Annotated in this window: 16 protein-coding genes; 12 read left to right on the top strand and 4 right to left on the bottom strand. The window is 63.4% G+C overall.

Annotated elements, in window-relative coordinates; genetic code table 11:
• Nucleotides 1-24 precede the first annotated feature (24 nt).
• Together J8I87_RS17550 and glgX are read left to right on the top strand one after the other, a co-directional pair.
• Nucleotides 25-2,523 (top strand): glycogen/starch/alpha-glucan phosphorylase, encoded by a 2,499-nt coding sequence (locus tag J8I87_RS17550; protein ID WP_313064837.1) that lies wholly within the window; start codon nucleotides 25-27, stop codon nucleotides 2,521-2,523.
• On the top strand, nucleotides 2,513-4,600 hold the full coding sequence (glgX, locus tag J8I87_RS17545; protein ID WP_209932898.1) for a glycogen debranching protein GlgX: 2,088 nt from the start codon (nucleotides 2,513-2,515) through the stop codon (nucleotides 4,598-4,600). The genes J8I87_RS17550 and glgX overlap by 11 nt, the downstream gene beginning before the upstream one ends.
• A 15-nt stretch (nucleotides 4,601-4,615) precedes the next feature.
• On the opposite strand, the gene J8I87_RS17540 is transcribed toward glgX, so the two are convergent.
• On the bottom strand, nucleotides 4,616-5,611 hold the full coding sequence (locus J8I87_RS17540) for a 2-hydroxyacid dehydrogenase (protein WP_209932897.1): 996 nt from the start codon (nucleotides 5,609-5,611) through the stop codon (nucleotides 4,616-4,618).
• A 237-nt stretch (nucleotides 5,612-5,848) separates the two neighbouring features.
• Here J8I87_RS17540 and bktB point away from each other — a divergent pair, with 237 nt between their 5' ends.
• Nucleotides 5,849-7,036 (top strand): beta-ketothiolase BktB, encoded by a 1,188-nt coding sequence (bktB, locus tag J8I87_RS17535; RefSeq protein WP_209932896.1) that lies wholly within the window; start codon nucleotides 5,849-5,851, stop codon nucleotides 7,034-7,036.
• A 46-nt stretch (nucleotides 7,037-7,082) separates the two neighbouring features.
• Here bktB and J8I87_RS17530 read toward each other — a convergent pair whose 3' ends face one another.
• The 3 genes from J8I87_RS17530 to J8I87_RS17520 form a co-directional block, all read right to left on the bottom strand.
• Complete coding sequence (locus tag J8I87_RS17530) at nucleotides 7,083-9,626, bottom strand: adenosylcobalamin-dependent ribonucleoside-diphosphate reductase (protein WP_209932895.1); 2,544 nt, start codon at nucleotides 9,624-9,626, stop codon at nucleotides 7,083-7,085.
• Entirely contained in the window at nucleotides 9,602-10,081 is a 480-nt protein-coding gene (locus J8I87_RS17525; protein WP_209932894.1) for a hypothetical protein, read from the bottom strand. The genes J8I87_RS17530 and J8I87_RS17525 overlap by 25 nt, the downstream gene beginning before the upstream one ends.
• 528 nt (nucleotides 10,082-10,609) lie before the next feature.
• Nucleotides 10,610-11,626, bottom strand: a complete 1,017-nt coding sequence (locus tag J8I87_RS17520; RefSeq protein ID WP_209932892.1) for a GlxA family transcriptional regulator — start codon at nucleotides 11,624-11,626, stop codon at nucleotides 10,610-10,612.
• Between the two features lie 516 nt (nucleotides 11,627-12,142).
• Between J8I87_RS17520 and J8I87_RS17515 the strand changes: the two genes are divergently transcribed.
• The 9 genes from J8I87_RS17515 (at nucleotide 12,143) to J8I87_RS17475 (ending at nucleotide 23,527) form a co-directional block, all read left to right on the top strand.
• The gene (locus J8I87_RS17515; protein ID WP_209932890.1) at nucleotides 12,143-13,417 is read left to right on the top strand and encodes a serine hydroxymethyltransferase; all 1,275 of its coding nucleotides are present in this window, start codon (nucleotides 12,143-12,145) and stop codon (nucleotides 13,415-13,417) included.
• Between the two features lie 42 nt (nucleotides 13,418-13,459).
• The gene (locus J8I87_RS17510; protein ID WP_209932888.1) at nucleotides 13,460-14,431 is read left to right on the top strand and encodes a dipeptidase; all 972 of its coding nucleotides are present in this window, start codon (nucleotides 13,460-13,462) and stop codon (nucleotides 14,429-14,431) included.
• Nucleotides 14,432-14,459: 28 nt separating this feature from the next.
• Nucleotides 14,460-14,993 carry a DUF5943 domain-containing protein gene (locus J8I87_RS17505; RefSeq protein WP_209932886.1) on the top strand — a complete coding sequence of 178 codons (534 nt, stop codon included), beginning with the start codon at nucleotides 14,460-14,462 and terminating at the stop codon, nucleotides 14,991-14,993.
• Between the two features lie 52 nt (nucleotides 14,994-15,045).
• Nucleotides 15,046-17,109 (top strand): NADH:flavin oxidoreductase, encoded by a 2,064-nt coding sequence (locus tag J8I87_RS17500; RefSeq protein WP_209932884.1) that lies wholly within the window; start codon nucleotides 15,046-15,048, stop codon nucleotides 17,107-17,109.
• Between the two features lie 2 nt (nucleotides 17,110-17,111).
• Entirely contained in the window at nucleotides 17,112-19,031 is a 1,920-nt protein-coding gene (locus J8I87_RS17495) for a (Fe-S)-binding protein (RefSeq protein ID WP_209933032.1), read from the top strand.
• Nucleotides 19,032-19,034: 3 nt separating this feature from the next.
• Nucleotides 19,035-20,213, top strand: a complete 1,179-nt coding sequence (locus tag J8I87_RS17490; protein WP_209932882.1) for an electron transfer flavoprotein subunit alpha/FixB family protein — start codon at nucleotides 19,035-19,037, stop codon at nucleotides 20,211-20,213.
• Nucleotides 20,210-20,989: an electron transfer flavoprotein subunit beta/FixA family protein gene (locus J8I87_RS17485; RefSeq protein WP_209932880.1), complete on the top strand. Its 780-nt coding sequence runs from the start codon at nucleotides 20,210-20,212 to the stop codon at nucleotides 20,987-20,989. The genes J8I87_RS17490 and J8I87_RS17485 overlap by 4 nt, the downstream gene beginning before the upstream one ends.
• Before the next feature lie 41 nt (nucleotides 20,990-21,030).
• Nucleotides 21,031-22,311 (top strand): aromatic ring-hydroxylating oxygenase subunit alpha, encoded by a 1,281-nt coding sequence (locus J8I87_RS17480; protein ID WP_209932878.1) that lies wholly within the window; start codon nucleotides 21,031-21,033, stop codon nucleotides 22,309-22,311.
• Between the two features lie 61 nt (nucleotides 22,312-22,372).
• Nucleotides 22,373-23,527, top strand: a complete 1,155-nt coding sequence (locus J8I87_RS17475; protein WP_209932876.1) for a hybrid-cluster NAD(P)-dependent oxidoreductase — start codon at nucleotides 22,373-22,375, stop codon at nucleotides 23,525-23,527.
• Nucleotides 23,528-23,697: the final 170 nt, after the last annotated feature.

The following is a 23,697-nucleotide window of genomic DNA, read 5'->3' as shown; positions in this document are numbered from 1 at the left end:
GCGACGAACCCGAGGGGAAGCACTGTGGACACGACCCTGACGTCAGATGTGACCCGGAAAATCGAATCCGCGCGCAGCGGCCTCGACGCCGACGCGCTGCGGAGCGGCGTGCTCGACAATCTCATCTGTCTGCAGGCTCGTCCGCCTCGCATCGCGACGCCGCACGACTGGTACATGGCGCTTGCGTACAGCGTGCGCGACCGCATGCTGGCGCGCTGGGCCGCGACGATCCAGACGTATGCCACGCGCGATCTGAGAGTGGCGTGCTATCTGTCCGCCGAGTTCCTGATCGGACCGCAGCTCGGCAACAATCTCGTGAACCTGGGCATCGAGGCCAATGCACGCGCGGCCATGCGCTCGCTCGGCCAGGACCTCGACGAACTGCTGGCGCTCGAAGAAGAGCCGGGGCTCGGCAATGGCGGGCTCGGCAGGCTGGCCGCCTGTTATCTGGACTCGCTCGCGACGCTCGAAATACCGTCCGTGGGCTACGGCATCCGTTACGAGTTCGGCATCTTCGATCAGGAGATCCGCGACGGCTGCCAGGTGGAAGTTACCGACAAATGGCTGCAAAAGGGCAATCCGTGGGAAATCGTGCGACCGAACGTGAACTACTACGTTTCGTTCGGCGGTCACACGGAACACTGGGCCGATGAGCAAGGACGTTTTCGCGCACGCTGGATTCCGGCGCGCATGGTCAAGGGCGTCGCGTGCGATACGCCGATGCTCGGCTATCGCGTCAACACGTGCAACACGCTCCGATTGTGGAAGAGCGAGGCGATCGAGTCATTCGACCTGCAGGACTTCAACGCCGGCGACTACTATCAGGCCGTGCAGGAGAAGGTGATTTCGGAAACGCTGTCCAAGGTGCTCTATCCGAACGACGAGCCCGAGGCGGGCAAGCGGCTGCGCCTTGCACAGCAGTATTTTTTCGTGTCGTGCTCGCTTCAGGACATGCTGCGCCTGCTCGACATCAAGGGCGAACCCGTGTCCCGTTTCGCCGACATGTTCACCGCGCAACTGAACGACACGCATCCGTCCATCGCCGTCGCGGAGCTGATGCGGCTGCTCGTCGACGGGCGCCTGCTTCCGTGGGACGAGGCGTGGGACATCACGTGCCGCACGCTGGCTTATACGAACCACACGCTGCTGCCCGAAGCGCTGGAGACCTGGGAGCTGCCGCTCTTCGGCAGCCTGCTGCCTCGTCCGCTCGAAATCATCTACGAGATCAACCGCCGGTTCCTCGACGAGGTGCGGCGCAAATACCCCGGCGACGAGGCGCGCGTCGCGCGCATGTCGCTGATCGACGAGCGCGGCGAGAAGAAGGTGCGCATGGCGCATCTGTCGACCGTCGGCGGCCATGCCGTCAACGGCGTGGCCGAACTGCATTCGAAGCTGCTCGGACAGACCGTGCTGCGCGACTTCGCCGAGCTGTGGCCCGAGCGCTTCCACAATGTCACCAACGGCGTCACGCCGCGCCGCTTCATGCTGCTCAGCAATCCGCGTCTCGCGAGGCTGCTCGACGAGACGGTGGGCGACGGCTGGGTCACCGACCCTGCGCGGCTGCGCAAGCTCGAAGCGTATGCCGGCGATCCGGCGTTCCAGCAAAAGTGGCGCAGCATCAGGCGGGCGAACAAGATGATGCTTGCGGAACGCATTCGCGCCGTCACGGATATCGTCGTGGACCCCGACGCGCTGTTCGATATTCAGGTCAAGCGTATCCACGAGTACAAACGGCAGCATCTGAACGCGCTTTACATCATCTCGCTATACCAGCGTTTGCGCCGCAACCCGGAACAGGACGTCGTGCCGCGCTGCTTCGTGTTCGGTGGAAAGGCTGCGCCGGGCTATGCGATGGCGAAGCTGATGATCCGCCTGATCACGGGCATCGCGGAGGTGGTCAACAACGATCCCGCGATGGAAGACAGGCTGAAGGTCGTGTTCTTCCCGGACTTCAATGTGAAGAACGCGCACTTCATCTATCCCGCCGCCGATTTGTCCGAGCAGATCTCGACGGCGGGCAAGGAAGCGTCCGGCACGGGCAACATGAAGTTCATGATGAACGGCGCAATCACGATCGGAACGCTCGACGGCGCGAATGTCGAGATCCGCGAAGAAGCCGGCGACGACAACTTCTTTCTGTTCGGCCTGACTGCCGAACAGGTCGAGCACGTCAAGCGCGATGGCTATCGGCCCGCGCAGTATGTCGAAGGCAATCGGGAGTTGCGCGAAGTGCTGGACCTGATCGGCGGCGGATATTTCTCGCGCGGCGACGGGCAGGTGTTTCGTCCCCTCGTCGAGAACCTGCTGCACGCCGATCCGTTCCTCGTGCTCGCCGACTACGCCGACTATGTCGCGTGCCAGCAACGGGTGAGCGCCGCCTGGCTGGACACGGCGCGCTGGACGCGCATGTCGGTCCTCAACACGGCGTACTCGGGGAAGTTCTCGTCGGACCGCGCGATCAACGAGTACTGTGAGCGAATCTGGAAAATTTCCCCGGTGAGAATCGCACTTGATGGAGCCTGACACCGAGCCAGCGTCGCGTTATGCCGTGCGCGCCGGATCGCGGTTTCCTCCGGGGGCGACCGTCATGCCGGGAGGCGTCAACTTTTGCGTGTTCTGCCGCCACGCGACGAGCGTCGAATTGCTGCTCTACGCGACGCCGGACAGCCCGGAGCCGTTCCAGACGGTCACGCTGACGTCCGAGCACAATCGCGCCTTTTTCTATTGGCATGTGTTCGTCGAGAACTTGCCGGCGCATATCTGCTACACGTGGCGGGTGGACGGACCCCATGACGCGCAACGCACAGGCCTTCCATCGGACGCGCGCCGCGAACTTCTCGATCCGTTTGCACGCGCAGTGAGCGATGTGCTGTGGAAGCGGCGCACCGCGATCGAATCGCCGCAGACGCGGCATGCCGGGCACCGTGCGATCGTCAGCGAACCCGCGCAGTCGGCGCCCCGCGCACGGACGGCCCGGAGTCTCGAGGATGCCGTCATTTACGAACTGCACGTCGGCGGCTTTACGCGCGATCCGTCGAGCGGCGTGCGGCACCCCGGCACGTTCGGCGGGCTGATCGAGAAGATTCCGTACCTTCTTCGTTTGGGCGTGACCCATGTCGAGCTGCTGCCCGTGATGGCGTTCGACGAGCAGGACGTGCCGCCCGCCGCGGCCGCGCGCGGCCTCGTCAACTACTGGGGCTACAGCACGCATAGCTTCTATAGTCCGCATCCGCGGTATTGCACCGATCCCACCCGCGCCGCGGCGGAATTTCGCGCGCTGACGGATGCGCTGCATCGCGCGGGTATCCGGGTGCTGCTCGATGTCGTCTTCAATCACACGTCGGAGGCGGGCGAGGCGGGGCCCGTGATCAATTTCAAGGGATTTGCCAACGATATCTTCTATCAGCACGATCCGTGCGATGTCCGGCGCTATCTCGACTACACGGGCTGTGGAAATACGGTGAACTGCAATCATCCCCTCGTGACGGCGTACATCGTGCATTGCCTCGAATACTGGGTCGAGGAAATGGGCGTCGACGGCTTCAGGTTCGACCTGGCGAGCGTCTTCGTGCGTGACAGGCATGGCAAGCTGATGGACGATCCGCCGCTTCCGTGGGCGATCGAATCGTCGCGGATTCTTTCGCGGGTGCCGCTGATCGCGGAAGCGTGGGATGCCGCAGGGCTGTATCACGTCGGCGCGTTTCCGGGGCTCGCGTGGGCAGAGTGGAACGGCCGTTACCGCGACGTGATCCGCCGCTTCGTGCGCGGCGACCCGGGCATCATCGGGGAGGTCGCGACCTGCATCGCCGGAAGCGCCGATCTTTACGCCGACGACGGCAGGCTGCCGACCAACAGCGTCAACTTTGTCACGTGTCACGACGGCTTCACGCTGCACGACCTGGTGAGCTACAACGGCAAGCACAACGAGGCCAACGGCGAGGAGAACCGCGACGGCAGCAACGACAATCTGTCATGGAACTGCGGCGCGGAAGGCGAAACGGACGACGCGGGCATTGTGCAACTGCGCGGCCGCCAGGCGCGAAACCTGATGGCCATCCTGTTGCTGAGCCAGGGCGTGCCGATGATCCTTGCCGGCGACGAAGTGCTTCGCAGCCAGCGCGGCAACAATAACTGCTATTGTCAGGACAATGCGCTGTCGTGGTTCGACTGGCGCTTGCAGGAGCACGCTGCGGGCATGCTGCGTTTCGTGCGCGAACTGATTGCGCTGCGCAAGCGCCACGCCAGTTTGCGCCGGCGGCGCTTCCTGACGGGGCGGCCCGCGCACGGTCATGCGATGCCGGATGTGACGTGGCATGGCGAGCGCCTTCACGAACCCGGCTGGCATGAGCGGGGCGCGCGGCTGATCGCATGGACGCTCGGTGGCGAAGAGCGCGACGAAGCGCCACTGCACGTGATCCTGAACATGGACGACGCGGCGCGCCGCGTCGCGCTTGCGCCGCTCGAAGGGCGCTGCTGGCACCGCATCGTCGATACCGCGCGGGACAGTCCCTATGACATCGTGCCGTCGCCGCGCGAGGCGGCGACGGAGCACGAACACTGTCAAGTAGAGGCGCGCAGCGTCGTGGTGCTGGAGGGTTGAACGCACACTCGCTATTCAGCTCGCACGGATTTCATTTTCGAGGGTTTCGTTTCGCTCGAAAGCCGTCACGCTGCGCAACGTCGTTTCGCAGATCGTCGTCAGCGCTTCGTTTGTCAAGAACGCCTGGTGCCCCGTCACGATGACGTTCGGAAATGAAATGAGCCGCTGGATGACGTCATCGGCGATCACAGTGCCGGAAAGATCCCTGAAAAACAGGTCCGCCTCCTGCTCATACACATCAATGGCCAGTCCGCCTAGCTGACCGGACTTGAGCGCGTCGATCACGGCTTCCGTATCGATGAGGCCGCCGCGGCTGGTGTTGATGAGCAACGCGCCAGGCTTCGCTCGCGCCAGCGTCTGGGCATTGATGATGTGGTAAGTCGAAGGCGTCAACGGGCAGTGAAGCGACACGACGTCCGCCTTTTCACCGATCTCGCCAGGCTCCGCATAATGCGCACCCATCGCTTCGAATTCGGGCGAATGCTGCGGATCGTGGCCGATCACCTCGCAGCCAAAGCCGAGCATGATCCGCGCGAATACCTGGCCTATCTTGCCCGTGCCGACGACGGCGACCGTCTTGCCGGCGAGGTCGAAGCCGATCAGTCCATCGAGCGAAAAATTTGAATCCCGCGTGCGGTTATAGGCGCGATGGATTTTCCGGTTGATCGCCATCAGCAGCGCGACGGCATGCTCGGCGACGGAGTTTGGCGAATAGGTCACCACACGCACGACCCTGATGCCGAGACGGGCCGCGGCGTCGAGATCGATGTTGTTGAAGCCGGTGCAACGCAGCGCCACGAGGCCCGTGCCGTTGCGCTTCAACACGTCGAGCGCGGCAGCGTCCGCGTTGTCGTTGACGAAGATGCAGATGGCCCGACAGCCGGCGGCAAGACCGGCTGACTCGATGCTCAACGGCGTATCGAAGAACTTCAACTGGTGATGACCGTCCGCGTTGGCCGCTTCGAGGTAGCGGCGGTCATACGGCGTTGCGCTGAAAACGGCTATCTCCATCGCGCGCCTCCCGCAGGGAAAGTGTCGTTCAATTGAACGCCTTTTCCGTTTGCTCGTCCAGTCGCAATTGCATGCAGTGCTGCCGCCCGTCATGCGACGGAAGTGGCCAGATTTGTCAGCACACAGGCCAGCTTTGACAGTCCAGATGGTGAACGCTGGCGATAGGATGTGGGTGCAAGATCCGGCGCCACGCTCGCCGCGCGCGGTTGAAACGTCCACGAATGGAAGGAGAAGAAGTTGAACAACGAAGTGGTAGTAGTCAGCGGTGTCCGTACCGCCATCGGCAAGTTCGGCGGCAGCCTGAAAGACTTCTCGCCGACCGTGCTTGGCACGATCGTCGTGCGCGAAGTGATGGCGCGAGCTGGCGTGACGGGCGACGACGTCAACCACGTCGTCTTCGGCAATGTGATCGCGACCGAGCCGAAGGATTTCTATCTGTCGCGGGTCGCGGCCGTCGATGCGGGCATTTCGCAGTCGACGCCGGCGTTCAACGTGAACCGGCTGTGCGGCTCCGGCCTGCAGGCGATCGTGTCCGCCGCGCAAACGATCCTGCTCGGCGATGCCGACGTCGCGATCGGCGCGGGCGCGGAAAACATGAGCCGCGCGCCGTACATTTCGGTGGATGCGCGCTTTGGCGCGCGCATGGGTGACATGCGGCTCATCGACATGATGCTCGGCGCGCTGAACGACCCTTTTCATACGGTGCCCATGGGCGTCACGGCGGAAAACGTCGCGCGAAAGTTCTCCATTACGCGCGAGCAGCAGGACGCGCTGGCGCTGGAATCGCATCGTCGCGCGGAGCGGGCGATCGCTGAAGGGCGCTTCAAGAGCCAGATCGTGCCCGTGACGAGCAAGGTCAAGGGCCGCGACGTGACCTTCGATACGGACGAGCACGTGCGCGAGGACGCGACCCTCGACGACTTCGCGAAGCTCAAACCGGTATTCGCAAAGGAGAACGGCACGGTGACGGCGGGCAACGCGTCGGGCATCAACGATGCAGCGGCCGCCGTGCTGATGATGTCGCGCAAGGCAGCCGAGCAACGCGGCATCCGGCCGCTCGCGCGTCTCGTCGCGTATGCGCATGCGGGTGTCGATCCGCTGCATATGGGTATCGGGCCCGTGCCGGCAACGCGGCTGGCGCTGGAGCGCGCGGGCCTTTCGATCGCCGATCTGGACGTCATCGAGGCAAACGAGGCGTTCGCTGCCCAGGCGTGCGCCGTCACGCAGGAGCTGAGACTCGATCCCGCGAAAGTCAACCCGAACGGTTCCGGCATTTCCCTCGGCCATCCGATTGGCGCGACGGGGGCGCTGATTACGGTGAAGGCGCTTTACGAACTGCAGCGGATCGGCGGGCGCTATGCGCTTGTGACGATGTGCATCGGTGGCGGGCAGGGTATTGCCGCCATTTTCGAAAACCTTCAATAAGCGGGCCGGGGCCCGTCTCCAGACAGACTGGCCCCCGGGGCTGACGCTACCCGCATGCGCCGATTTCGCCGCATGCGGTGCAAAAGTCGCAACCATCCTTGCGGATCACCGCATTCGCGCCGCAATGGCCACATGTGCGGCCATGCATCGTGCGCAGCGCCTGAACGCCGCGTTCTTCCGCCGATTCATCTTCAATAGCCGAGAGCGTGTTGTCCGCAGACGACGCATTGGGATTCGCGTGGCCGCGCGGCAAGCGCGCAAGCAGGCGCGACGGCACCTGGTTGCCTTCTGCATCGAGAAAACCGCGCCGATGCAGGATTTGCTGAAGCGCATACGCGAGCGCGGCGACTTCCGAATCGTGCCAGCGCGGCGAACGATGTCCATCGAGGCGCTGCACTTCGCCAAGCCGCACCTGTCCGCGATCCCACGACACCTTGCGCAGGTCCTGCAAATTGCGTGCGACGAAGCCGCCGCGCGCGGCAAGCGAAAGCGAGCGCATCGTCGCGGTGATCCATTGCTGCGATTCGTCGCGCTGTCCGGCGGGAATGAAGAACTCGATGGGCCGTTCGATCGTCACTTCCTCGCCGCTCACGCGCCCCGTCACCTCGATGAACGACACGGCCAGGTACAGCGACTTCTTGCCCGCCGCCGTCAGGTATTCGACCTTCTCAATGATCGCGGGCAATTCGCCTTTCGGCCGATGATCGATTGCGATGCGCAGCGGGTCCTGGTCGATCTCCGCGAGCGCGTCGTCGGGCGTCGAAGCGGGTTCCTGCGTCACGCTCAGCACCGCGCCCAGCGTTTCGTTCGGACGATAGGTGGCGAGACCCTTGAGGCCGCTCTTCCAGGCATCGAAATAGAGGCTTTCGAATGCGTCGAACGGATAGTCGGCGGGCACGTTGACCGTCTTCGATATCGACGTGTCGATGAACGGCTGCACGGCGGCCATCATGTCGAGATGGTCGCGCGCCGACATCTCGAGTGCGCTGACGAAATAGTCGGGCAGGTTGCCGACGTCGCCGCCCAGTTCGCGATACAGACGGTACGCGTGATCTTCGACGGCGAACTGCTCGCGGCTGCCGTCCGCCATCATCTTCATGCGCGTATAGGTCCACGAGAACGCGGGCTCGATGCCATTCGATGCGTTGTCCGCGAACGCGAGGCTGACGGTGCCCGTCGGCGCGATCGACAGCAGGTGGCTGTTGCGGATGCCATGCTTGCGGATCGAATCCTTGATGTCGTCGGGCAGGCGCGACGCGAAGGTGCCGTCTTCGAGATATTGCTTCGCGTTGAAGAGCGCAAACGCGCCGCGCTCGCGCGCGAGTTCGACGGATGCGCGGTACGCTTCGTCGCGCATCAGCCGCGCGATGCGCACGGCGAAATCGCGGCCCTCCTGAGAGTGATAGCGCAAGCCCATCATCACCAGCGTATCGCCGAGCCCCGTGAAGCCGACACCGATGCGCCGCTTGGCACGCGATTCGTCGTATTGCTGCGGCAGCGGCCATAGCGTCACGTCGAGCACATCGTCGAGGAAGCGCACATGAGTGCGCGTGCGTTGCGCGAGCGCGTCCCAGTCGAACGACGGCTGGCGGCCGTGACGCTGCGCAAACGGATCGATCACGAAGCGCGTCAGATTGAGCGGCCCCAGGTTGCAGCAGCCATAAGGCGGCAGCGGCTGTTCGCCGCAAGGATTGGTTGCGCGAATCGTTTCTACCGCGCGCAGATTGTTGTCGTCGTTCATCCTCGACATGAACACGACGCCTGGTTCGGCGATATCGTAGGTCGAGCGCATGATGCGGTCGAAGATCTCTTTCGCGCGCCGTTCGGTGTAGACCCACATGCCGTCTTCGCGCTGACGCATATCGTTGGCTGCGCGCATTGCGGGCGACGGCTCGGCGCGATGCACGAGCTGCCACATCTCGTCCTTTTCGACGGCGCGCATGAATTCGTCCGTCACGGCGACGGAGATGTTGAAGTTGTTCCAGCGGCCTTTCGAGTGCTTGGCTTCGATGAATTCGAGCAGGTCGGGATGCGTGCAATCGAGCACGGCCATCTGCGCGCCGCGCCGCGAGCCTGCGCTTTCGACGGTGCGGCACGACGCGTCGAACACATCGATATAGCTGCACGGTCCTGATGCCGACGAGCTCGTCGTCTTCACGCGCGCGCCGCGCGGCCGGATCGCGGAGAAGTTGTAGCCGACGCCGCCGCCGCGCCGCATCGTTTCGGCGGCTTGCAGCAGCGCGACATAGATGCCGGGCAGACCTTGTTCATCGACGCCCTGAATGCTGTCGCCCACGGGCTGCACGAAGCAGTTGATGAGCGTGGCCGCGATGCCCGTGCCCGCTGCGCTCATGATGCGGCCCGCGCCGAGCGCGCCGTTCTGCAGGTTCTCGGCGAAGCGCGCTTCGATAGCGGGGCGCAAGGCTTCGGGTTCGGCCATTGCTACACCGCGCGCGACGCGTCGATATACGTCATCGGCTGTGCGCTCGTTGCCTTTGGCGTATTTTTCGAGCAGTACGTCGTGGGAGAATTGCTGCGGCGCGAGGGTAGTCGTATCGATGGGAGTCAGCTCGTTGTCGGTGTCAGCCATGAGGGGTCTCTGTGCGCGACGCGGTGGCATTCACCATAGCGCAATTGGGGGCGGTGGTGCAAACCACGCCGGATTTGTTTTTGTTTTTGTTTTTTTGTCTGCGACGCTGTTGGTTTTTTGTCCGCTGTCGCTGGCATCCGTGATTGCGGTTTTGTTTTGCCCTTGCGCTGGCATCCGCGATTGCGGTTTTGTTTTGCCCTTGCGCTGGCATCCGCGATTGCGGGTTGTTTTGCCTTTGCGCTGGCATCCGCGATGCGCCTCGCGGCGCGGGTGTTGCCCCTGTGCGGGGCGGCACTTACTTTCTTTGCCGCGGCAAAGAAAGTAAGCAAAGAAAGCCGCTCACCCCGCCAGTGCTTGACGCTTTTCCACGGGCTCTCAACGTCCCCGCGCTTCGCATGGCAGCGTGCTGAACTTGCCCATTGCCCACGCGCTGATTGAAGCCTCACCCACTTCATGCACTGGCACAACAGCTAACCGTCCTGAGGTTTTACTGCCCGTTAGCGGCAAACATATGTTGGTTGTCGCGCATCGCAGGGCAGCGCCCGAACTGTGTGGGTGTGTCGCGCAGCGAGGGTATTCTGATGGCGCGACGGCCTACATATGTTTGCCGCACAGGCGCTGGATAATCGAGGTTGTCGTTTGCAACGCGGGTGCATGAAGCGGGTGAGGCGCCGCTCAGTGCGCAGGCAACGGGCGTGGGCGAGCACACTGCCGCGATAAACATGGGGACGTTGGGAGCCCGTGGCTAACGGTCAAGGTTTGGCGGTGTGAGCGGCTTTCTTTGCCTACTTTCTTTGCCGCGGCAAAGAAAGTAGGTGCCGCCCCGCACAGGGGCGACGCCCGCGCCGCGAGGCGCTATCGCGGATGCCAGCGATAGTGGCAAAACATAAGGCGCATCGCGGATGCCAGCAAAACAAAACCGCATCGCGGATGCCAGCGATAGCGGCAAAACAAATCCAACAGCGTCGCAGACAAAAAAACATTCAGACATGCACAGGCGCACCCGCCAAAACATCCATCACGGGATGCGCAAGCGGCGCCACCTGCCTGCGCCGCTCCCGGGTAGGAGCGGTCCCAAACGCATCACGGTAGCTCTTGCTGAAGTGGCACGCGGACTGGAACCCGCACGCCATCGTGATATGCATGATCGACATATCCGTCTGCAACAGCAACTCGCGCGCGCGGCGCAACCGCAGGGTCAGATAATAATGTGTCGGCGTCATGCCGAGATGTTCCCGGAACAGCCGCTGCAATTGCCGCTGTGACATATTCGCGAGCCGCGCGAGCTCTTCCCTCGACAGCGGCTCCTCGATGTTGTTCTCCATCAACGCAATGACCTCGAACAAGGACTTGTTCGCGGACCCGAGCCGCGCCACCAAAGGCATGCGCTGCTGCGCGTTGTTGTCGCGCACATGCTCGACGATGAACTGCTCGGCGATCTGCGTGACGCGCGGCGTGCCGACGCGCGCCGCAATCAGGTTCAGCATCATGTCGAGTGGCGCGACGCCGCCCGTGCAGGTCACGCGGTCGCGGTCGATCACGAAGAGTTCTTTCAGGAAGCGCGTGTCGGGAAACTCTTCCTTGAGCGCCGACATGTTCTCCCAGTGAATTGCGCACGCATAGCCCGCGAGCAGGCCCGACTTCGCGAGCGCATAGGTGCCCGTGCACAGGCTGCCCAGCACGACGCCCGCGCGCGCGAAGCGGCGCAGCGCCGAAAGATGCTCGGGCGTGGTTTCGCGCTGCACGTCGATGCCGCCGCAGACGAACACGATGTCCGGCGCGCCGACGCATTCGGCGGGACCCGTATCGACAGACAGTCCATTGCTTGCCGTGACGGGGCCGCCGTCGGGGCTGATGATTGACCATCTGTAGAGGGATTGCCCGCTCAGATAGTTGGCCATGCGCAGCACTTCGATCGCGTTCGTGAACGCGATCATCGTGAAATTGGGTAGCGGCATGAACGCGAAGTGCGATAACGACGCGGTTCGATCGGGCGACATGTTTCCGGCGTTCCTTCCTGCTCGATGTTCTGGTGCGGCGGTCGTGGGGAAGCCGCCTTGTTATTCTGCGAGTGAGCGCAACAACCATGCCATACGGCTAAACCCTGGCTGGATAAAGGGAATGCCGGCTTGAATGCGCGCGAGCGCACCGCCGCTGTGCAATCGCCGCACTGCCGGCGAGCCCGTTGCGCGCACATGCGGTGCCTGTCGGCTGCCGCTGAACGGGCGGCGACGCTGCGTTGCACCATCGTATCGGCGTTTCAATCGGGCGGATCGGCATTGCCATTTAGCACGACCGGTCGCTGCGCATCACTTGTCCAAAACGGACTTGCATGGCGGAAAAGGCAAAGAACGCGTCTGAATTCGTAAATTGACGAGTCGGGCTAAAGACAAGAATAGAACCGTCGGTGGAGGTCGTGCAATGCCCGTCCAGTCAAGGGATAGCGTGGAACTGGATAGTTGGCGTCGCACACTCTTTTCGCTTTTCGGTCATCAACGGACAACTGAACGGACGCCATGTCGAACGCCAACCCTTTCTTCTCGCAGACCCTCGCCGAACGTGACGCAGCCGTGCGCAAGTCGGTGCTCAAGGAACTCGAACGCCAGCAGTCGCAGGTCGAGCTGATCGCGTCGGAAAACATCGTGTCGCGCGCGGTGCTCGAAGCGCAAGGCTCGGTGCTGACCAACAAATACGCGGAAGGCTATCCGGGCAAACGCTACTACGGCGGTTGCGAGTACGTCGACGAAGTGGAAGCGCTCGCGATCGAACGGATCAAGAAGCTCTTCAACGCGGGCTTTGCCAACGTGCAGCCGCACTCTGGCGCGCAGGCGAACGGCTCCGTGATGCTCGCGCTCGCGAAGCCGGGCGACACGATTCTCGGCATGTCGCTCGACGCGGGCGGGCATCTCACGCACGGCGCGAAGCCCGCTCTGTCGGGCAAGTGGTTCAACGCGGTCCAGTACGGCGTGAATCGCGAGACGATGCGCATCGACTACGACCAGATCGAAAAGCTCGCGCACGAGCACAAGCCGTCGATGATCATCGCGGGCTTCTCGGCTTATCCGCGCGTGCTGGACTTCGCGCGCTTCCGGGCGATTGCCGATAGCGTCGGCGCGAAGCTGATGGTCGATATGGCGCACATCGCAGGCGTGATCGCGGCGGGCCGTCATCCGAATCCCATCGAGTATGCGCACGTCGTCACGTCGACCACGCACAAGACGCTGCGCGGTCCGCGCGGCGGCTTCGTGCTGACCAACGACGAAGACATCGCGAAGAAGATCAACTCGGCTGTGTTCCCAGGCCTTCAGGGCGGTCCGCTGATGCATGTGATCGCTGGCAAGGCGGTCGCGTTCGGCGAAGCGCTGGAAGACAGCTTCAAGACCTATATCGACAACGTGCTGGCCAACGCGCAAGCGCTGGGCGAAGTGCTGAAGCAAGGCGGTGTCGATCTCGTGACGGGCGGCACCGACAACCATCTGCTGCTCGTCGATCTGCGGCCGAAGGGTTTGAAGGGCACGCAAGTCGAGCAGGCGCTCGAACGCGCTGGCATCACCTGCAACAAGAACGGCATTCCGTTCGATACGGAAAAGCCAACGGTCACGTCGGGCGTTCGACTGGGCACTCCGGCGGGCACGACGCGCGGCTTCGGGGTCGCCGAGTTCCGCGATATCGGCCGGCTGATTCTCGAAGTGTTCGACGCGCTGCGCACGCATCCCGATGGCGATGCCGCAACCGAGCAGCGCGTGCGCCGCGAAATCTTCGCGCTGTGCGAACGCTTCCCGATCTACTGAGCCGCCCCTGAACACGAACGCACCACCGCTACGGAGTCAAGCATGAGCAACCTGCACGAGAGCAGCATCATCATCGACGGCCTGAACATCTCGAAGTTCGACCGCTCGGTGTTCGAGGATATGAGAAAGGGCGGTGTCACTGCCGTCAACTGCACGGTCTCCGTATGGGAAGACTTCCAGAAGACCATCGACAACATCGCGGAAATGAAGCAGCAGATCCGCGAATACAGCGAGATCCTGACGCTCGTGCGCACGACCGACGACATCCTGCGCGCGAAGAAGGAGAACAAGACGGGGATCATCTTCGGCTTCCAGAACTCGTATGCGTTCGAGGACAACCTCGGCTATATCGAAGTGTTCAAGGATCTCGGCGTGAACGTGGTGCAGCTTTGCTACAACACGCAGAACCTCGTCGGCACCGGCTGCTATGAAGCGGACGGCGGTCTCTCGGGTTACGGCCGCGAAGTGATCCAGGAGATGAACCGCGTCGGCATCATGGTCGACCTGTCGCACGTCGGCGCGAAGACCTCGTCCGACGCAATCGCCTGCTCGAAGAAGCCGGTCACGTATTCGCACTGCTGTCCTTCGGGTCTCAAGGAGCATCCGCGCAACAAGAGCGACGAACAACTGAAGGAGATCGCCGACGCGAACGGCTTCGTCGGCGTGACGATGTTCGCGCCGTTCCTCAAGCGCGGCCCCGATGCGACCGTCGAGGACTATCTCGAAGCGATCGAATACGTCGTCGATCTGATCGGCGAAGACCGCGTCGGTATCGGCACCGACTTCACGCAAGGCTACACGACGGAGTTCTTCGACTGGATCACGCATGACAAGGGCCGTTATCGCCGTCTGACGAACTTCGGCAAGGTCGTGAACCCCGAGGGCATTCGCACGATCGGCGAGTTTCCGAACCTGACGGCCGCGATGGAGCGCGCGGGCTGGAGCGAGACGCGCATCAGGAAAGTGATGGGCGAGAACTGGCTACGCGTGTTCGGCGAAGTCTGGAACGTCTAAACGAAGCGTACAAACAAGGAACCCTGCAATGCAACCGCAACTGCCCATCGATGTCGATCCGAACACGGGCGTCTGGACGACCGACGCGCTCCCGATGCTGTATGTTCCGCGCCATTTCTTCACGAACAACCACACGGCTGTCGAAGAAGCGCTGGGGCGCGACGTCTACGCCGAGATTCTATACAAGGCTGGCTACAAGTCCGCATATCACTGGTGCGACAAGGAAGCGAAGCAGCATGGACTCTCCGGCATGGCTGTGTTCGAACATTATCTGAAGCGCCTGTCGCAACGCGGCTGGGGCATCTTCAAGATCGTCGAAGCCGACCCGTCGACGGCGCGCGCGAAGATCGAACTGCATCACTCGTCGTTCGTGCTCGCGCAGCCCGGCAAGGAAGGCAAGCTTTGCTACATGTTTGCAGGCTGGTTCGCGGGCGCAATGGACTGGGTGAACGACACCGCCGACGGCGGCAAGAACGCACCGCGCGCGCAGTCGAAGGAAGTGCAGTGCGCAGCCGAGCATCACGACCATTGCGTATTCGAAGTGTCGCCGATTGCTCATTAAAGCTGCAGTCATATTTGAAGCCTGAACCGAACACCGCCCGAGGTCGTCTGCGATGCGTTACCCCAACCTGTTCAAACCCTTGACGCTCAATCAACTGACGCTGCGCAACCGCATCGTCAGCACCGCGCATGCCGAGGTCTACGCCGAACCGGGCGGCCTGCCCGGCGACCGCTATATCCGCTATTACGAGGAAAAGGCCAAGGGCGGTGTCGGCCTCGCCGTGTGCGGCGGGTCGAGCCCGGTATCGATCGATAGTCCTCAGGGCTGGTGGAAGTCCGTCAATCTGTCGACGGACAAGATCATCGATCCGCTGTCGCGTCTCGCGGAAGCGATGCACCGGCACGGCGCGAAGATCATGATTCAGGCGACGCACATGGGCCGCCGCTCCGCGTTTCATGGCGAGCACTGGCCGCATCTGATGACGCCTTCGGGTGTGCGCGAGCCCGTGCACCGCGGCAACGCGAAGATCATCGAAGTGGAAGAGATCCGCCGCATCATCGGCGACTTCGCGGCGGCGGCCAAGCGCGTGAAGGACGCAGGCATGGACGGCATCGAGATCTCGGCCGCGCACCAGCATCTGATCGATCAGTTCTGGAGCCCGCGCACGAACTTCCGTAACGACGAATGGGGCGGCTCGCTCGAAAACCGTCTGCGCTTCGGCGTCGAAGTCTTGCAGGCCGTGCGCCAGGCAGTCGGCAAGGACTTTTGCGTCGGCTTGCGCATGTGCGGCGACGAGTTCCATGAAGACGGTCTCGATCATGAGCAATTGAAGGAGATCGCGCAGGCGATGTCCGAAACAGGATTGATCGACTACATCGGCGTGATCGGTTCGGGCGCCGATACGCACAACACGCTCGCCAACTGCATGCCGCCGATGGCGCTGCCGCCTGAGCCGTTCGTGCATCTCGCGGCGGGCATCAAGTCGGTCGTGAAGCTGCCCGTGATGCACGCGCAAAGCATTCGCGATGCCGGGCAAGCAGAGCGTCTGCTCGCGAACGGCATGGTCGATCTCGTCGGCATGACCCGTGCGCAGATCGCCGATCCGCACATGGTCATCAAGATCCGCGATGGCCGCGAAGACGAGATCAAGCAGTGCGTCGGCGCGAACTACTGCATCGATCGCCAGTACAACGGCCTCGACGTGCTGTGCGTGCAGAATGCCGCGACTTCCCGCGAAGCGACGATGCCGCATGTGATCGAAAAAACGCGCGGGCCGCGCCGCAAGGTCGTGGTGGTCGGCGCGGGTCCCGCCGGACTCGAAGCGGCACGCGTCGCGCGTTCGCGCGGCCATGACGTCGTGCTGTTCGAGAAGAGCGATGTCGTCGGCGGCCAGATCATGCTGGCAGCGAAAGCGCCGCAGCGCGAGCAGATGGCGGGCATCGTGCGCTGGTTCGACATGGAGACGAAGCGTCTTGGCGTTGACCGGCGTCTGGGCGTCGAAGCCGACGAGAAGATGATTCTCGCGGAGAAGCCGGACATCATCGTGCTCGCGACGGGAGGCTCCGCCTTCACGCAGCAGGTGCCCGCGTGGGGCGTCGCGGAAGGTCTCGCCGTGAGTTCGTGGGACATCCTGTCGGGCAAGGTCGAGCCCAAGCAGAACGTGCTCGTGTATGACGGCGTGAGCACGCATGCGGGCGCGGGCGTGGCCGACTTCATTTCGAGCCGCGGCTCGAAGGTCGAGATCGTCACGCCGGACGTGAAAGTGGCCGATGACGTCGGCGGCACCACGTTCCCGATTTTCTATCGACGCCTCTATGCGCAAGGTGTGATCCATACGCCGAACTACTGGCTCGACCGCGTGTACGAGGAAGACGGCAAGAAGATCGCCGTGATCCGCAACGAGTATACGGAAGAGCAGGAAGAGCGCGCCGTCGATCAGGTCATCATCGAAAACGGCAGCACGCCGAACGACGCGCTGTACTGGAAGCTCAAGCCCGAATCGGTGAATCGCGGCCAGGTCGACGTGCACAAGCTCTTTGCCGCCGAGCCGCAGCCGTCGCTGTCCGAGGAACTCGGCAATGGACGCTTTCTGCTGTTCCGTGTCGGCGACTGCATTTCGATGCACAACATCCACGGCGCGATCTACGATGCGCTGCGTCTTTGCAAGGACTTCTGATGATGAGCCCGGCGTTTCTCATCACCGCGTTGTTGTGGGTATCCGTCGCCGGCCTTGCGTTCGCGGTCGCAAAACGGGCGGCATACTGGCGTCTCGGACGGGCAACGGCAGCCGGCGCGTTCGGCTGGACCAATCTGCTGACTATTCCAAAGCGCTATTTCGTCGATCTGCATCATGTGGTCGCGCGTGATCCGTACATCGCGAAGACGCACGTCGCAACGGCGGGCGGTGCAATCGCGGCCTTCGCGCTCGTGTTCATCAACTATGGTCTCGCGATCTACTCGCCGTGGCTCGACCGGCTGATCTTTCTGGCCGCGCTGATCATGCTGGTGGGCGCCGTGTTCGTGTGGCGTCGCCGTCATGCGAAGGACGTGCCCGCGCGTCTGTCGCGTGGTCCGTGGAATACGCTGCCGTGGCTGCTTGGCTCATTCGCGCTCGGCTTGCTGCTGTACACGCTGCTGCCGGCATCGGCGATGTCGGGCGGGCTCGCGATCATCTTCGCGCTGCTGATCGCAACAGGTGCGTTCGCGATGACGTTCGGCGCGGCGCGCGGCGGCCCGATGAAGCATGCGTTGGCCGGTCTGCTGCATCTCGCGTTTCACCCGCGCCAGGAGCGCTTTGCGGCGCAAGGCGACGTGCGTAGAGAGCAGGCCGTGCCACCGACGGCGCTAAAAGCACCCGTGCTCGAACAGAACGAATACGGCGTCGGCAAGCCCGTTGAGTTTCGCTGGAACCAGTTGCTGAGCTTCGATGCGTGTGTGCAGTGCGGCAAGTGCGAGGCGGCATGCCCCGCGTTCGCGGCAGGCCAGCCGCTGAATCCGAAGAAGCTGATCCAGGACCTCGTGACGGGCATGGTCGGCGGCACGGACGCGGCGTATGCGGGCAGCCCGACGCCCGGCATCAAGGTCGGCCAGCATGGCGGCGAGCCGCAGCGCCCGATCATTTCGAGCCTGATCGAAGCGGATACGGTGTGGTCGTGCACGACATGCCGCGCGTGCGTCCACGAATGCCCGATGCTGATCGAGCACGTCGACGCGATCGTCGACATGCGCCGCAACCAGACGCTCGTGCACGGCACGGTGCCGGGCAAGGGCCCAGAAGTGCTCGCGAATCTGCGCGAAACGGGCACGATGGGCGGCTATGACAAGGCGGCGCGTTACGACTGGTCGGTCGATCTCAGCTCGCCCGTCGCGCAACCGGGCAAGACCGTCGATGTGCTGCTCGTCGCTGGGGAAGGGGCGTTCGACATGCGTTATCAGCGCACGCTGCGCGCACTCGTCAAGGTGCTGAACAAGGCGGGCGTGAACTACGCGGTGCTCGGCGCGCAGGAAACGGACACGGGCGATGTCGCGCGCCGTCTCGGTGACGAAGCCACGTTCCAGCGCATGGCGAAGCAGATGATGGGCACGCTGGCGACGCTGAATTTCAGGCGCATCGTCACCGCCGATCCGCACGTGATGCACAGCCTGCGCAACGAGTATCGCGCGCTCGGCGGACGCTACGACGTGCTGCATCACACGACGTTCCTCGCGGAACTCGTCGCGAGCGGCAAGCTGTCGCCGAAAGCCATCGCCGCGTTCAACGACAGGAAGATCACGTATCACGATCCCTGCTACCTGGGCCGCTACAACGGCGAGACAGAAGCACCGCGCCAGTTGCTGAAGACGATCGGCATCAAGGTCGTCGAGATGGAGCGGCACGGCAAGCGCGGGCGCTGCTGTGGCGGTGGCGGCGGTGCGCCGTTGACGGATATTCCCGGCAAGCAGCGCATTCCCGATATCCGCATCGCCGATGCGCGTGCGATTGGAGCGGACGTCGTCGCCGTGGGTTGCCCGAACTGCACGGCAATGCTCGAAGGCGTGGTCGGTCCGCGTCCCGAGGTGCTCGATGTGGCCGAACTCGTTGCGGCAGCGCTGGAGTGAACGATGAATACGACCATCAAACGTATCGATCCGCGCCGTCCATATGTCATCACGGCGGCGGGGCTGAAGCGCATCACGCTCGGCGCGGAGCATGTGGCGGGCGCATCGTATGACCACGCGCTGCAGGCCGGCGCGCACGGTCATGCCGCTGCCAGGATGCTGCGCACGACGCAAACGCCGCAGCACACGCTGCTCGTCGTCGCGCACAGCGACCGCGGCGGGCTCGACGATCATGCGCGTCAGGCGCTCGCCGCCGCCGCGCTGATCGCGGATGCAACGACGCAAGTGGCCTTGCTGGTGCTCGGCGAACTGAAGGACGACGCGGCCGCGCTCGGCGCGGACAAGGTGATCGAGCTGCCTTCGTTCGACCGCCGCACGTTCGCGCCGGAACGCGACATGCAAGCCGTTGCCGCGTGTGTCGCGCAACTGGCGCCGAAGCATATCGTGATGCCCGACAACGCGACGGGCGACGGCGATCTCGGCCGACGCTATGCGGCGCTCGCGGGCGCGAGCATCGCGACGCATGTCGTGCAGATCGACGCGCAACAGGTGTCCACCTATGCGCACGCAAGGAAGGCCTACGCGACGCGCGCCTTGCCCGATGTGATCCTGCTCGCGCAAGGCGCCGTCGATACACGCCTGCCGTTCGTCGGCGCTGGCGAGCGCATCGAGTTGCCCGCGCTGATGCAAGCGGGCGCGGTGCCCGACGGCGCATACAGGGATCTCGGCATCGAGGAAATCGACGCCGCGCAGGTCGCGCTGGAAGAAGCGGACTTCATCGTGTCGGCGGGCAACGGCGTGACGGATGTCGCCGCGTTCGAAAAGCTCGCCGGCACGTTCGGTGCGGCGATCGGCGCGAGCCGCGTCGCCGTCGACAACGGCATGTTCACGCGCGACAAGCAGATCGGCGCGACGGGCAAGACCGTTGAAGCGAGCGTCTATATCGCGTTCGGCATCTCGGGCGCGGTGCAGCACTTGCAGGGCATCAAGGACTGCCGTCACGTGATCGCGGTCAACCTGGACGGCAGCGCGCCCATCGTCAAGCGTGCGAACCTCACGATCATCGGCGATACGCAGGCGACCATCGCCTCGCTGATCGACGAGATCAATCGCGCGAAAGCGGCACGCGGGACGCCGGCGCCCGCGGCCACGAACCGGATCGTCGAAGGAGTTGCGGCATGAACGGCAAGCTCGAAAAAATCGCGGTGCTGGTGTCGGTCGGCAAGCATCCTGTCAGCGGTGTCGACCGCTATAGCCGCAACGACGCCGCCGCGCTCGAAATCGGCCGTCAGCTGTCGAGCCAGCACGCGGCGCGGCTCGACGTGCTGCATGCGGGCGATTCGGGTAATCCCGCACTCGAAGACTACCTGGCGCTGGGCGCGGAACGTGTCGAGGTGCTGACGTGCGGCGAAAACGATGATGCCGTGAGCGCGCTCGCCGCCCGCCTGAAGGGGTACGACCTCATTCTGACGGGCACCTGCGCAGAAGGCGCATTCGACAGCGGCATGCTGCCTTACCGGCTGGCCGACGCGCTGCGCTATCCGCTCGTCGGCACGGCCGTCGACGTGACGGCGGCGGGCGGCCGCGCGACCGTGCGGCAATTCCTGCCGAAAGGCGTGCGCCGCCGCGTGGAAGTCGCGCTGCCCGCCGTCGTCGCGGTGCATCCGCTCGCCGCCGTCACGCCGCGCTACGCGTATGCGCGGCTGCGCGCGGGCTCTGTCCAGCCGCAGCCCGCGCTGGTCGCCGCCGACGCCGAAGCCGTGCAATGGACGCTCGCGCCCGTCGCGCGCAAGCCGGTGCGTCTTGCCGCGGCCGAAAAGCGCTCGGGCCATGCCCGCATGCTGTCCGCGACGACCACGGAAAGCCGGGGCGGCAGCGTCGTAATTGAAGGGACTTCGGTCGAAAAAGCACAAGTGATACTCGGCTATTTGCGCGAGCATCAACTCATCGATTACTGATTTGCGCCGCACCCACACGGCCTCGCAAACCCGGAGCACACATGAAAGTATCGGCAGACATTCGCGCGCTGGTCGACCGGCGCAAGAAGGGTTACAGCCTCGAAGCACCGTTCTATCTGAGCGACGAAATCTTCGCGCTCGATATGGATTCGATCTTCCGCCAGCACTGGATTCAGGTCGGCGTCGAGCCGGATATTCCCGAGCCGGGCGACTACGTGACCGTCGAACTCGGCAGCGACTCGATCCTGCTCGTGCGCGACGACGACATGCAGGTGCGCGCGTTCCATAACGTGTGCCGCCACCGCGGCGCGCGCCTGTGCAACGAAGAAAAGGGTTCCGTCGGCAATATCGTCTGCCCGTATCACAGCTGGACGTACAACCTGTCGGGCGAGCTGATGTTCGCCGAGCACATGGGCGAGCAGTTCGACCGCTGCAAGCATAGCCTGAAGAGCGTGCATGTCGAGAACCTCGCGGGGCTGATCTTCGTGTGTCTCGCCGACAAGCCGCCCGTCGATTTCGCCGTGATGCGCGCCGCGATGGAGCCGTATCTGCTGCCGCACGATCTGCCGAACTGCAAGATCGCCGCGCAGATCGACATCATCGAGAAGGGCAACTGGAAGCTCACGATGGAGAACAACCGCGAGTGCTACCACTGCGTCGCGAACCATCCGGAGCTGACCATTTCGCTCTATGAATACGGCTTCGGCTATCAGCGTTCGCCCGCGAACGCCGAGGGCATGGATGCATTCGAGCGCACCTGCATCGAGCGCGCGAAAGAGTGGGAAGAGATGGATCTGCCTTCCGTCGAGATCGACCGTCTGTCGGATGTGACGGGTTTTCGCACGCAGCGTTTGCCTCTCGATCGCTGCGGTGAATCGCAGACGCTCGATGCGAAGGTCGCATCGAAGAAGCTGCTCGGCGAATTCAAGCAGGCCGATCTGGGCGGCCTGTCGTTCTGGACGCAGCCGAATTCGTGGCATCACTTCATGAGCGACCACATCGTCACGTTCTCGGTGATTCCGCTGTCGGCGGGCGAAACGCTCGTGCGCACCAAATGGCTCGTGCACAAGGACGCGCAAGAGGGCATCGACTACGACGTGAAGAATCTCACGGCCGTATGGAACGCGACCAACGACCAGGACCGTGCGCTCGTCGAGTATTCGCAGCGCGGTGCGGCGAGCAGCGCGTATGAACCGGGTCCTTATTCGCCGTACACGGAAGGCCTCGTCGAGAAGTTCAGCGACTGGTATGTGCGGCGCCTCGCTGCGCATATCGACGGTTCGGCGTCGGAACAGCGGACGATCAACATCAAGGCCGTTTGACCCGGCGAACCCAAGCGCCCAACGAAACCCACCGGATGCCTGGCGGCAATTGGAGCAAGCAATGATGCGCGATGCAGCAACCTTCGAGCCCGTCGAAAGCCGGGTGACGAAGCCCGAATTCTGGAGCGCGTTGCCCGCGCGCTGGACGAGCGATGCCGAGGAAGCGCTCGTCTGCTGCCAGGTGCGTCAGGAAACGCACGACGTCAAGAGCTTTTTCTTCCGCTCGCCGGAAGGGCGCGCGTTCGTGTTCGAGCCTGGCCAGTTCGTCACGCTCGAACTCGATATCGACGGCGAGACGATCAACCGCTGCTACACGATCTCCTCTTCGCCGACGCGCCCGCACACCATTTCGATCACGGTGAAGCGCGTGCCGGGCGGCAAGGTGTCGAACTGGCTGCACGACAACCTGCGGCCGGGCGCGCGCGTGCGCGTGCTGGGTCCGGCGGGCGAATTCACGTGCGCGCGGCATCCGGCGCGCAAGTATCTGTTTCTTTCAGCTGGGTCGGGCATTACGCCGCTGATGTCGATGAGCCGCGCGCATCACGAACTGAGCGAGGACCGTGACATCGTGTTCGTGCATAGCGCGCGCACGCCGGACGACATCATTTTCTCGCGCGAACTCGATCTGATCGCCGCGAACCAGACCAGCTTCAGGACATCGTTTGTCTGTGAGCGGGTAGGCACCCGCACGAACTGGCCCGGCATTACAGGTTTTCTGACGCTGCCGCTGCTGAAGCTGATCGCACCGGACTTCATGGAGCGCGAGGTCTTCACGTGCGGGCCCGCGCCGTATATGAAGGCGGTGCGTGATCTGCTCGACGAAGCGGGCTTTGAGCGCAAGCAGTATCACGAGGAGAGCTTTTCGTTCGAGACGTTGACCGAGGATGAGCCGGCTGTCGCCCAGGAGGTCCTCGAGGCCGAGGGGAAGGCGAAGGCGGGAGCCAATGGCGCGGACGTTTTCTCGGTGAGCTTTTCGCGTAGTAACCGTACGATCGAATGTGGTTCGTCGCAGCATGTGCTGGATGCCGCACGCCAGGCGGGCGTGAGGTTGCCGGCGTCGTGTACGCAGGGCATGTGCGGCACATGCAAGGTGAAGCTCGTGTCGGGGCAAGTGGACATGAAGCATAACGGTGGCATTCGCCAGCGTGAGATCGATCAGGGGATGGTGTTGTTGTGTTGTAGTCGGCCGTTGAGTGATCTTGTAGTGGATAAGTAAAGGTTTGGGATTGCGGTTTGGTTTTGATTTGGTTTTGGTTCGCCTTGCCCTGCGCTGGCATCCGCGATAGCGCCTCGCGGGGCGGGCGTTGCCCCTGTGCGGGGCGGCACTTACTTTCTTTGCCGCCGCAAAGAAAGTAAGCAAAGAAAGCGGGCTCACACCGCCAGTGC

This window comes from Paraburkholderia sp. LEh10, from assembly GCF_017814945.1.
Lineage (GTDB): Bacteria > Pseudomonadota > Gammaproteobacteria > Burkholderiales > Burkholderiaceae > Paraburkholderia.
Note: the sequence above shows the minus strand (reverse complement) of the source record. Positions and strands in the feature narration are given on the sequence as shown.

Bases quoted from the DNA above. Each gene is read 5' to 3' on its own strand.
- glgX (WP_209932898.1), top strand. From the start codon at position 2,513: ATGGAGCCTGACACCGAGCCAGCGTCGCGTTATGCCGTGCGCGCCGGA.
- J8I87_RS17540 (WP_209932897.1), bottom strand. From the start codon at position 5,611: ATGGAGATAGCCGTTTTCAGCGCAACGCCGTATGACCGCCGCTACCTC.
- J8I87_RS17530 (WP_209932895.1), bottom strand. From the start codon at position 9,626: ATGGCTGACACCGACAACGAGCTGACTCCCATCGATACGACTACCCTC.
- J8I87_RS17525 (WP_209932894.1), bottom strand. From the start codon at position 10,081: ATGAAGTGGGTGAGGCTTCAATCAGCGCGTGGGCAATGGGCAAGTTCA.
- J8I87_RS17520 (WP_209932892.1), bottom strand. From the start codon at position 11,626: ATGTCGCCCGATCGAACCGCGTCGTTATCGCACTTCGCGTTCATGCCG.
- J8I87_RS17515 (WP_209932890.1), top strand. From the start codon at position 12,143: ATGTCGAACGCCAACCCTTTCTTCTCGCAGACCCTCGCCGAACGTGAC.
- J8I87_RS17510 (WP_209932888.1), top strand. From the start codon at position 13,460: ATGAGCAACCTGCACGAGAGCAGCATCATCATCGACGGCCTGAACATC.
- J8I87_RS17505 (WP_209932886.1), top strand. From the start codon at position 14,460: ATGCAACCGCAACTGCCCATCGATGTCGATCCGAACACGGGCGTCTGG.
- J8I87_RS17500 (WP_209932884.1), top strand. From the start codon at position 15,046: ATGCGTTACCCCAACCTGTTCAAACCCTTGACGCTCAATCAACTGACG.
- J8I87_RS17495 (WP_209933032.1), top strand. From the start codon at position 17,112: ATGAGCCCGGCGTTTCTCATCACCGCGTTGTTGTGGGTATCCGTCGCC.
- J8I87_RS17490 (WP_209932882.1), top strand. From the start codon at position 19,035: ATGAATACGACCATCAAACGTATCGATCCGCGCCGTCCATATGTCATC.
- J8I87_RS17485 (WP_209932880.1), top strand. From the start codon at position 20,210: ATGAACGGCAAGCTCGAAAAAATCGCGGTGCTGGTGTCGGTCGGCAAG.
- J8I87_RS17480 (WP_209932878.1), top strand. From the start codon at position 21,031: ATGAAAGTATCGGCAGACATTCGCGCGCTGGTCGACCGGCGCAAGAAG.
- J8I87_RS17475 (WP_209932876.1), top strand. From the start codon at position 22,373: ATGATGCGCGATGCAGCAACCTTCGAGCCCGTCGAAAGCCGGGTGACG.